The organism is Aeromonas sp. A35_P (assembly GCF_002259925.1).
Taxonomy (GTDB): domain Bacteria; phylum Pseudomonadota; class Gammaproteobacteria; order Enterobacterales; family Aeromonadaceae; genus Aeromonas; species Aeromonas dhakensis.
The window spans coordinates 1-9,513 of the sequence record NZ_NEVB01000061.1 but is presented as its reverse complement, the minus strand read 5'-3'; the positions used below and the strand labels follow the sequence as shown (position 1 = coordinate 9,513).

The following is a 9,513-nucleotide window of genomic DNA, read 5'->3' as shown; positions in this document are numbered from 1 at the left end:
ATTCAGAGATTACAACTGCTTGGCAAACTGCTTCAGCCAGTCGATGAACTCGCCGTTCAGTTCCGGATGGCGCGCGGCATATTCCACGTTGGCTTTCATGTAACCCAGCTTGCTGCCACAGTCGTGGCTGCGCCCTTTCATGAAGTAGGCGTTGACCTGCTCCTGCTCCATCAGCATGGCGATGGCGTCGGTCAGCTGGATCTCGTCACCAGCACCGGCGGGGGTGCGTTCCAGCAGAGGCCAGATGTTGGAGGAGAGCACGTAACGGCCGACCACCGCCAGATTGGAGGGGGCCTCATCGCGGGGCGGCTTCTCGACGATGGCCTGCATCGGCAGGGACATGCCCTCGCTCAGCGCCTCACCCTTGATGTCGGCGATGCCGTATTTGTCCACTTCGCTCTCGGGGACGGCTTCCACCATGATCTGGCTGATGTGGTTCTCTTCGAACATGTGCACCATCTCGGCCAGGTTGTCCTGCTTGAGGTCGCTGGCGACTTCGTCGATCAGCACGTCCGGCAGCAGCACCGCAAACGGGTTGTCGCCGATCAGCGGGCGGGCGCAGAGTACCGCGTGGCCCAGCCCTTTGGCTTCACCCTGACGCACGTGCATGATGGTGACGTCTTTCGGGCAGATGTGTTGCACCTCTTCCAGCAACTGACGCTTGACCCGTTTTTCCAGGGTCGCTTCCAGCTCGAAGCTCTTGTCGAAGTGGTTTTCGATGGAGTTCTTGCTCGAGTGGGTGACCAGCACTATCTCCTTGATGCCGGCGGCGATGGCTTCACGCACCACATACTGGATCAGCGGCTTGTCGACGACGGGCAGCATCTCCTTGGGGATGGCCTTGGTGGCTGGCAGCATGCGAGTGCCCAGACCGGCGACGGGAAGAACGGCTTTGCGTACAACGAGCGGTGTCTTTTTCATGGAGAGAGTCCAGAGATACAAAGTGGGCCCATGATACCCGAAGAAAAATAGGGCAGCCACAGGCTGCCCTCAGGACGGAAGTGGCGGTAACCGGTTACTTGACGATGATCATGTCCCGATTTGCTTCCAGCGTGGCCGGCCCGATACCGCTGACATCGGCAAGCTGGTCAACAGTCGTGAACTTGCCCTGTTTCTCGCGATAATCGACGATGGCCTGCGCCTTCTTCTCGCCGATGCCCTTGAGTGCAGTCAACTCGTTGATACTGGCGGTATTCAGGTTCACCTTGCCACTCTCCTTGGCGGCGGCAACTGTGGTGGCCGGTTTGGCGGCGGGCTTGTCGGCGGCCAGCAGGGGCTGGCTGAGCAGCGGCAGGCAGCTCAGCAGTAGAGTGGCGGTCAGGGTCTTGTAGTTCATTGCGTCACGTCCTTGTGTTGTGGGATTCGCTATTGAGGATTAGTCCAGTCGCGCCACTTTTTGTCTGTCATATCTGACACTGTATAAGTCAGAGCAAACGGCTATAAGCCTCCTCTATCCAAAATGGGTACACTGCTCCAACCATTTGACCAGGATGTCTTTTTCGATGTTTTTTCCCGCAATCTCCGAGCTGGAGCCCATCGCCCGTGCCGCCGGCGAGGTCATCATGGCCATCTACAGTCAGCCCTTTGCGGTGGAGTACAAGGGTGACGAGAGCCCGCTGACTGCCGCCGACAAGGGGGCGCACGAGCTGATTGTCGCGGCGCTGGCCCGGCTCACCCCCGACATTCCCGTGCTGTCGGAAGAGTCCTCCCCCGAGGTGATGGCGGCGCGACTGGGCTGGTCTCGCTATTGGCTGGTGGATCCGCTCGATGGCACCAAGGAGTTCGTCTCTCGCAACGGCGAGTTCACCGTCAATATCGCGCTGATTGAGCATGGCCAGCCACAGTGGGGTCTGGTCTATGCCCCCGTACTGGACAGGCTCTGGTATGGCGGCAAGGAGGTGGGGGCCTGGCGCATTGCCGATGGCAAGTGCGAGGCCATCGCGGTGCAATCCCATCGGCAGGGGAACCCCTGGCGAGTGGTGGGCAGCCGCAATCATCTGTCACAGGAGACCCTCGATTATCTTGCGCGCTTTGGTGACATGGAGCGGGGCGAGATAGAGCTGGTTTCCATGGGCAGTTCGCTCAAGTTCTGCGTCATCGCCGAGGGGGGCGCCGAACTCTATCCGCGCCTCGCCCCGACCTGCGAGTGGGATACGGGGGCTGCGCAGGCGGTGCTGGAAGGGGCTGGCGGCAGAGTCACCCAGCTGGACGGCTCGCCGCTGCACTACAACAAGCCGGACATCCTCAACCCCTGGTTCGTGGCCAAGGCATAACGGGATGGTGGAATGCAAAAAGGCCGGACGGGAGTGAACTCCCGGTCCGGCCTTTTTATTGCTCTATTGGCCTTGGCTCAGAAGACCTTCTTGAACGGCTTGATGGTCACCTTGGCATAGACACCGGCCGCCACATAGGGGTCGGCATCGGCCCAGGCCTTGGCATCCGCCTGCGAAGCGAACTCGGCGATGACGGTGCTGCCGGTAAAGCCGGCATCGGCCGGATCCTCGGCATCGATGGCCGGATTGGGGCCGGCGGTGAGCAGCCGCCCCTCATCCTGCAGGGCTTGCAGCCTGGCCAGATGGGCTGGACGCGCCTGCTTGCGCAGCGGCAGGCTGCCCTGAACATCTTCGGAGTAGATGAGATACCACATGAGAGGATCCTTTTCTGATGGCGGTTATTTTTTCAGTTCGTCTTCTTGCTTGGTCAGCTGCTCGGCAGGCAGGTGGCGGTAGAGATAGACACCACTCAGCAGGGTGAACACCAGGGTCATGCCGAGCAGGCCGAATACCTTGAAGTTGACCCACACCTCCTGCGGCAGGTTGAAGGCCACATAGAGGTTGAGCAGGCCGCAGACGGTGAAGAAGCCGACCCAGCCGAGATTGACCCGATCCCAGACGGGATCCGGCGCCTGCAGTTCCTTGCCCAGCATCTGCTTGATGAGGTTCTTGCCAAAGCCGTAGCGGCTGATGAGCAGGCCCAGTGCGAACAGTACGTTGATGACGGTCACTTTCCATTTGATGAAGGTGTCGTCGTGGAAAATGACGGTCAGGCCGCCAAAGAAGCCGACCAGCAGGAAGGTGAACAGCTGCATCTTCTCGACTTTGCGATAGCGAACCCAGCTGTAGGCGAGCTGCAGACCGGTCACCACCACCAGGGCGCCGGTGGCCATGTAGATGTCGTAGAACTTGTAGACCGCAAAGAAAACGATAAGGGGAATAAATTCAATAAATTGCTTCATGTCTGGCTCGTCGCCCTCAAGAGTGGAACGCAAAATTTCATCCAGTGTACCTGCCCGATGGGCAACGGCAAATGAATAAGACCGCTCATTCGCCAGCCAGTTCCTCAGCCAAATAGCTGCCCTGCGATCTCATCGCCCAGCCGTTTCTGATCTGCCAGCAGCTCGCGAATATGTCGCTCCTCGATGAGGGGATTGAGCAGCACGGCCCGCAGCAGGGTGAGCGGTTGGGCACCGTAGCGACCGACAGCCCGCTGGGTGCGTGAGACAAAACTGTGCCCCTCGGCGCGTTGGGCCTTTTGCAGGGCAACGTTGAAGGCATTGACCTGCTCGTTGGCGGCCTCGTCCAGCACCTTGCCCTGCAGATGAGGGGGGATGCAGCGATAGGAGAGCAGGTTCATCACCGGGGCCGACATCAGTTCAAAGGCGGGATCCTGGTCGATGAGGCTGGCCATCAGACGGGCCCGGTCGTAGTTGGCCTCGATGAGCTCGGCATAGCCCTGCTGGCCGAACAGCTGGAAGGCGGCATCCAGATAGAGGGCGTTGGCCGGGCGGGTTCCCTCCAGGGTGAAGCGCCCCTGATCAAAGGAGCTGGCGCGGATGGCGTAGGGGGCCTCCCGCTTGACAGCCATCATCAGGTCCGGCTGGCGGCAGAGCAGCATGCCGGTACCGAGCGGCACCAGCAGTTGCTTGTGACCATCCAGGGTGACGGTGTCGGCGTGCTCGATCCCCGCCAGCAGTGCCTGATAACGGGGCGAGAAGAGGGTCGGGCCGCCCCAGGCGGCGTCCACGTGGAAGTGGATCTGCTCGCGAGCGGCGATGGCCGCCAGCTCAGGCAGCGGGTCGATGGAGCCGAAATCGGTGCTGCCGGCCACACCGACCAGGGCCAGCACCTTGAGCTTCTGCTCCTTGCTCTGGGCCAGCGCCTGCTCCAGCGCCGCCATGTCGAGCCGGTTCTGATCGTCGATGGGGAGGCGCCAGACGCTGCGCGCCCCCAGCCCCAGCAGATCCATCCCCTTGTCGAAGGAGTAGTGCATCAGCCGCGAGCCCAGGATGACGGCGCCGCGATACCCCTGCTCATAGAGGGCGAACAGGTTGTCGCCGCAGGCGTGGTTGCGGGCCAGCCAGAGGGCGGTGACGTTGGCGATGGTGCCGCCGCTGGTCATGACGCCGAGCGCCGCATCCTTGGCATGCATATGGGTGCGATAGAAGGGCTCGTCGGCGCGATAGACGAGGCGATGCAGCTTGGCCAGCACCTCCCGCTCCAGAAAGCTGAGCAGGCGGGAGGATTCCATCTTCATCGGGTTCTGGTTGAGCATCACCACCAGGCGGGAGAGCTCGGCGGTGAAGGCCGGCAATGGTGCCGTCATATGGCCCATGTAGCGTGGCGAGGTCAGGTGGGAGGCACCGGGCACCAGGGTTGCCAGCCTGGTCAGGTAGTCCGCCATGGCGAGCCCCGTTTCCGGCATGCCCGATTGGTCAAGTTGGTGGGTGAACTGGTCGCGCTGATAGGGAGCCTGACTGTCATCCGAGTGGTGGAAGGTCTCCAGCAGATCCGTCATGGCCTGGCCAAAGGCCGGATCCGGTTGTGCAAACAGTTCAGTCAACTTCATCAGGTTCTCCAGACCGGGTTGCCGGGGAGTCGGGGGTGAACAAGGGGCGGCAACAGCAAGTGGGCATCGGCCGCAGAGCATACACCAAAGGTCAACGGCTGACAGCCATGCGCGCGGTGAGGAAACATCGCAAATGGGGACGGCTCATCTTTAAGCTAACACTTGTACTCTGAAATGACGGCAGCTAGAGTGAGCGCAGTTTGGGCAGGAGTATGCAATGAGCAGTGTGACGGATTATTCGCCCCGTGAGGAGCTGGCCAACCGCCTCAGCCATGGGCTGGGGCTGGTGCTGGGGATCCTGGGGTTGGTGTTGTTGTTGAACAAGGGCTGGGCGCAGGGCACTCAGGCACTGATCAGTTACAGCCTGTATGGTGGCAGCCTGGTGCTGCTCTATCTGGCCTCGACCCTCTATCACAGCATGGCGGAGGGGCCGGCCAGACGCTGGTGCAAGGTGTTTGATCACTGTGCCATCTATCTGCTGATCGCCGGTACCTATACCCCTTTTCTGCTGGTGGCGCTCGACACGCCGCTGGCACAGGGGCTGATGGTGGTGATCTGGGGGCTGGCGCTGGCAGGGGTGGTGTTCAAGCTGCTGTTCATCAACCGCTTCAAGAAGCTGTCGCTGTTTACCTACCTTATGCTGGGCTGGCTGTCGTTGCTGGTGGTCTATCAGCTTTATATCCATCTGGAGGGGGAAGGCTTGCTGCTGCTCGGGCTGGGTGGTCTCATCTACAGCCTGGGGGTGATCTTCTATGTGGCCAAGCGTATCCCCTACAACCACGCCATCTGGCATCTGTTCGTGCTGGGGGGCAGTGTTTGTCACTTTATGGCCATTTATGGTTACGTCGCATAACTAGCCCTTAATTGGTATTTTTTGCCGCGCGAAAGGATAAATTCGTGCGGTATCACACAGTTGACCGCGGCGTTTGCTGACAAGCTAGGGACTGTTCAATTCGCAAAGGATGCACGAAATGAGTGATATCGCGCTTTCCATCAGCATGTTGTCGCTGGTGGCAGTGCTGGGGCTCTGGCTGGGGAACTGGCGAGTCTATGGCGTTGGTCTCGGGATCGGAGGGGTGCTGTTCGGCGGCATCATAGTGGGCCACTTCGCCGGCCTCTCGGGGCTGGCGCTGGATGAGCAGACCCTGCACTTCATTCAGGAGTTCGGCCTGATCCTGTTTGTCTACACCATCGGCATTCAGGTCGGTCCCGGCTTCTTCTCCTCCCTGCGCAGCTCCGGCCTCAAGCTCAACGGCTTCGCCGCTCTGCTGGTACTGCTCGGCTGTGCCGTGGCGGCAGCCCTGCACCAGTTGTTCGATGTGCCGCTGCCGGTGATCCTGGGGGTCTTCTCCGGCGCTGTGACCAATACCCCTTCCCTCGGTGCCGGCCAGCAGATCCTGGCCGAGCTGGGTGCCGCCCCCGGCTCCACCGGCCTGATGGGGATGGGCTATGCGGTCGCCTATCCGTTCGGCATCTGTGGCATCTTGTTGACCATGTGGCTGATCCGCATGTTCTTTCGCATCAAGATCGACGAAGAAGCCGCCCAGTTTGAACAACAGGCCGGCAAGACCAAGGAGAGTCTGCAGACCATCAACATCGCGGTGCGCAACCCCAACATCCACGGCCTGATGCTGAGCGAGATCCCGAGTCTCGACGAGGCCGACGTCATCTGCTCGCGCCTCAAGCGCGGCGAGGAGCTGATGGTGCCGCGACCGGAGTCGCGCATCGAGCTGGGCGACCTGCTGCATTTGGTGGGTGAGCGACACGCCCTGCGCAAGGTACTGCTGGTGCTGGGGGAGGAGGTGGAGACCTCGCTCTCCACCCGCGGCACCGACTTGCGGGTGGAGCGGGTGGTGGTGACCAACGAGCAGGTGCTCGGCAAGAAGATCCGCGATCTCGACATCAAGCAGAAGTACGACGTGGTGATCTCGCGCCTCAACCGGGCCGGCATCGAACTGGTGCCGACCAGCCAGACCAGCCTGCAGTTCGGCGACATCCTCAATCTGGTGGGACGGCTCGACGCCATCGAGGCGGTCACCAATGTGGTGGGCAACGTGCAGCAAAAACTGCAGCAGGTGCAGATGCTGCCGGTGTTCATCGGCATCGGTCTCGGCGTGCTGCTCGGCTCCATCCCCTTCTACCTGCCGGGCTTCCCGGCAGCGCTCAAGCTAGGTCTGGCGGGCGGGCCTCTGGTGGTGGCGCTGATCCTGTCGCGCATCGGCAGCATCGGCAAGCTCTACTGGTTCATGCCCCCCAGTGCCAACCTGGCGCTGCGGGAGATCGGCATAGTGCTGTTTCTGGCGGTGGTGGGTTTCAAGTCTGGCGCCGGTTTCATCGATACCCTGATCAACGGTGACGGCCCGGCCTGGGTGATGTACGGAGTGGCGATCACCCTGATCCCGCTGCTGGTGGTCGGGGTGCTGGCTCGTTTGTACGGCAAGATGAACTACCTCACCCTGTGCGGTCTGCTGGCCGGCTCCATGACGGATCCTCCCGCCCTGGCGTTTGCCAACGGCATGCATCCCACCAGTGGTGCCAGCGCGCTCTCGTACGCGACCGTCTATCCGCTGGTGATGTTTCTGCGGATCATTTCGCCCCAGCTGCTCGCCATCCTGCTGTGGGCCGGCAGCTGAACATGACCCCGAATGGGAGCACTTGACGTGCTCCCTTCATGAATTTGCAACATATTGATCATCTTGATTTTATTTTTATTCTCACCGCTATTGACCCTTCTGTTTAACCGACCGTTCCTGCCTTGAATCAGTCTATCCATTCGAATTTTCTAACTGGTTTCTGGTGCCGTTCGCGGGCACATTAGACGGTGGAATATTGCATGCCGATAGAGATTCAGGAGAGCACATGAGCAACCACGAAATTGCATTGGATCAGGACGTTGTCGTTACCCAGTTGAAAGGCAAGGTTTACCTGGTCGCCGCAGATGGCAGCCAGCAACCGCTCGCCGAAGGCGATATCCTGCCCAAGAATGCCGTGTTGATCACTCCTGAGGGCGCCAGCTTCAAAGGTGGCAACCAGACTTTCACCCTGAGCCCGACCAACGAGCAGCAGGCTGAGGATGAAACGTCTCAAGAGCCCCAGCTTGCCCAGAACGTACCGAGCGGCAACCCCAATGACATTGCCGCCCTGCAGCAAGCCATTCTGGGTGGCGCCGACCCGACCAAGGCGTTTGAAGCCTCTGCTGCCGGTGGGGCTCCTGCCGCCGGCGGTGGTGTTGGCGGCGTAGCTGGCGCTAGCGGTAATGGTGGTTTCGTCACCATCGACCGTACTGGCGATGCCACCATAGCTGCGGCGGGTTTTGATACGACCTATCAAACCGATACCGGCGTGACCGCTGATGCGCTGCCGGGCGAGGAGAATCGCCTGATCGATCTGGTGCCGCCGGTGATCACCGTCTCTGCGCCGGACAATACCAACGACACTACCCCGACCATCACGGGTACCACGGATGCCGCCGCCGGCAGTACCGTGACCCTGTTGGTGACCGATGCCAATGGCAACCAGCAAACCCTGATCACCACCGTCAATCCGGATGGCACCTTCAGCGTGGATGTCATCACACCGCTGCCGGATGGTTCCTACACCGTCACGGGCAGCGTCACCGATCCGGCCGGCAACACCGGCACCGCGACCGACGACGGCAGCGTGGACAGTACCGCTCCCTCGGCACCGCAAGTGGACATCCAGGACGGGGCGGACAATGTCATCTCCGCCAATGAGCGCGAGAACGGGGTGGATGTCATCATCCGGCTGCCGGGCGATGCCAAGGCCGGCGATCGCCTCGATGTGGACTGGAACGGCGATGGCGTGCCCGACTCAAGCAGAATTCTGACGACCGACGATATCGGCCGTACCCAGGTCACCCTGACCATTCCCACCACGGATCTGCCGGTCAACGGCCCCATCACGGTGGATGCCACCCTGACCGACCCGGTGGGCAACACCTCTCCCAAGGGAACTGACAACAGCGTGGTGAATGCTGCGCCCCAGCCGGGTGACGACCAGTTCACCGTGGCGGAGGATGGCACTGTCACCATCAATGTGCTTGGCAACGACACGGATGCGGATGGTGATCCTATCACCATCACCGCCATCAACGGTCAGGCGATTGCCGAAGGTGGCACGGTCGCGATCAGCAACGGCTCCGTCACCCTGAACAATGGCCAGCTGATCTTTACACCGGCTCCGGATTTCAACGGCAACATCGCATTTGAATACACGGTTACCGATGGCCTGAACAGCGCCACTGGCGGCGTGACCGGAACTGTTACGCCGGTCAACGATGCTGCCGTCATTGGCGGCACCGACTCTGGTGCGGTCACCGAAGATGAAAGCACTCCGCTGCTGACCGAGACCGGCACCCTGACCGTGACCGACGTGGACGGCGCCGACGAAGCCAAGTTTGTTTCTGGCAACGGCACCCCGAGCGCCGGCGCACTGGGTAGCCTGACCATCACCGAAGGTGGCGCCTGGAGCTACAACGTCGACAACAGCAAGGTGCAGTACCTGGGCGAGGGGGAGACCAAGGTCGAGACCTTTGTGGTCGAGTCCGTCGACGGCACTACCCATACCGTGACCATCACCATCACTGGCGTGAACGATGCGGCGGTGATCACCGGTACCGATACCGGTGGTGTGACCGAAGATGAAAGC

General features: G+C 61.1%; 9 protein-coding genes. 4 read left to right on the top strand and 5 right to left on the bottom strand.

The genetic code is table 11. From position 1 onward, the window contains the following. Positions 1 to 9 precede the first annotated feature (9 nt). On the bottom strand, positions 10 to 921 hold the full coding sequence (gene galU / locus CAK78_RS05140; protein WP_094696586.1) for a UTP--glucose-1-phosphate uridylyltransferase GalU: 912 nt from the start codon (positions 919 to 921) through the stop codon (positions 10 to 12). A gap of 94 nt (positions 922 to 1,015) precedes the next feature. Further along, entirely contained in the window at positions 1,016 to 1,336 is a 321-nt protein-coding gene (locus tag CAK78_RS05135; RefSeq protein ID WP_094696585.1) for a ComEA family DNA-binding protein, read from the bottom strand. A 166-nt stretch (positions 1,337 to 1,502) separates the two neighbouring features. Here CAK78_RS05135 and cysQ point away from each other — a divergent pair, with 166 nt between their 5' ends. Then, on the top strand, positions 1,503 to 2,273 hold the full coding sequence (gene cysQ / locus CAK78_RS05130; RefSeq protein WP_176452681.1) for a 3'(2'),5'-bisphosphate nucleotidase CysQ: 771 nt from the start codon (positions 1,503 to 1,505) through the stop codon (positions 2,271 to 2,273). Between the two features lie 77 nt (positions 2,274 to 2,350). On the opposite strand, the gene CAK78_RS05125 is transcribed toward cysQ, so the two are convergent. From CAK78_RS05125 to CAK78_RS05115, 3 genes are all read right to left on the bottom strand, one after another. Then, on the bottom strand, positions 2,351 to 2,647 hold the full coding sequence (locus CAK78_RS05125; RefSeq protein ID WP_005309589.1) for a YciI family protein: 297 nt from the start codon (positions 2,645 to 2,647) through the stop codon (positions 2,351 to 2,353). A gap of 24 nt (positions 2,648 to 2,671) precedes the next feature. Continuing rightward, complete coding sequence (locus CAK78_RS05120) at positions 2,672 to 3,235, bottom strand: septation protein A (protein ID WP_005309592.1); 564 nt, start codon at positions 3,233 to 3,235, stop codon at positions 2,672 to 2,674. Positions 3,236 to 3,339: 104 nt separating this feature from the next. Then, complete coding sequence (locus CAK78_RS05115; RefSeq protein ID WP_094696583.1) at positions 3,340 to 4,845, bottom strand: aminotransferase class V-fold PLP-dependent enzyme; 1,506 nt, start codon at positions 4,843 to 4,845, stop codon at positions 3,340 to 3,342. A 217-nt stretch (positions 4,846 to 5,062) separates the two neighbouring features. Here CAK78_RS05115 and trhA point away from each other — a divergent pair, with 217 nt between their 5' ends. The 3 genes from trhA to CAK78_RS05100 all read left to right on the top strand — a co-directional run. Continuing rightward, positions 5,063 to 5,698 (top strand): PAQR family membrane homeostasis protein TrhA, encoded by a 636-nt coding sequence (trhA, locus tag CAK78_RS05110; RefSeq protein ID WP_010636289.1) that lies wholly within the window; start codon positions 5,063 to 5,065, stop codon positions 5,696 to 5,698. Between the two features lie 118 nt (positions 5,699 to 5,816). Next, on the top strand, positions 5,817 to 7,478 hold the full coding sequence (locus CAK78_RS05105) for a putative transporter (RefSeq protein ID WP_042005943.1): 1,662 nt from the start codon (positions 5,817 to 5,819) through the stop codon (positions 7,476 to 7,478). A gap of 226 nt (positions 7,479 to 7,704) precedes the next feature. Next, positions 7,705 to 9,513 (top strand): retention module-containing protein (locus CAK78_RS05100; protein WP_141214127.1); only part of this gene is annotated, 1,809 nt, incomplete at its 3' end.

Excerpts from the sequence above, each read along its gene's own strand:
- CAK78_RS05105 (WP_042005943.1), top strand. The coding sequence starts at position 5,817 with ATGAGTGATATCGCGCTTTCCATCAGCATGTTGTCGCTGGTGGCAGTG.
- CAK78_RS05135 (WP_094696585.1), bottom strand. The coding sequence starts at position 1,336 with ATGAACTACAAGACCCTGACCGCCACTCTACTGCTGAGCTGCCTGCCG.
- CAK78_RS05115 (WP_094696583.1), bottom strand. The coding sequence starts at position 4,845 with ATGAAGTTGACTGAACTGTTTGCACAACCGGATCCGGCCTTTGGCCAG.
- trhA (WP_010636289.1), top strand. The coding sequence starts at position 5,063 with ATGAGCAGTGTGACGGATTATTCGCCCCGTGAGGAGCTGGCCAACCGC.
- cysQ (WP_176452681.1), top strand. The coding sequence starts at position 1,503 with ATGTTTTTTCCCGCAATCTCCGAGCTGGAGCCCATCGCCCGTGCCGCC.
- CAK78_RS05125 (WP_005309589.1), bottom strand. The coding sequence starts at position 2,647 with ATGTGGTATCTCATCTACTCCGAAGATGTTCAGGGCAGCCTGCCGCTG.
- CAK78_RS05120 (WP_005309592.1), bottom strand. The coding sequence starts at position 3,235 with ATGAAGCAATTTATTGAATTTATTCCCCTTATCGTTTTCTTTGCGGTC.
- galU (WP_094696586.1), bottom strand. The coding sequence starts at position 921 with ATGAAAAAGACACCGCTCGTTGTACGCAAAGCCGTTCTTCCCGTCGCC.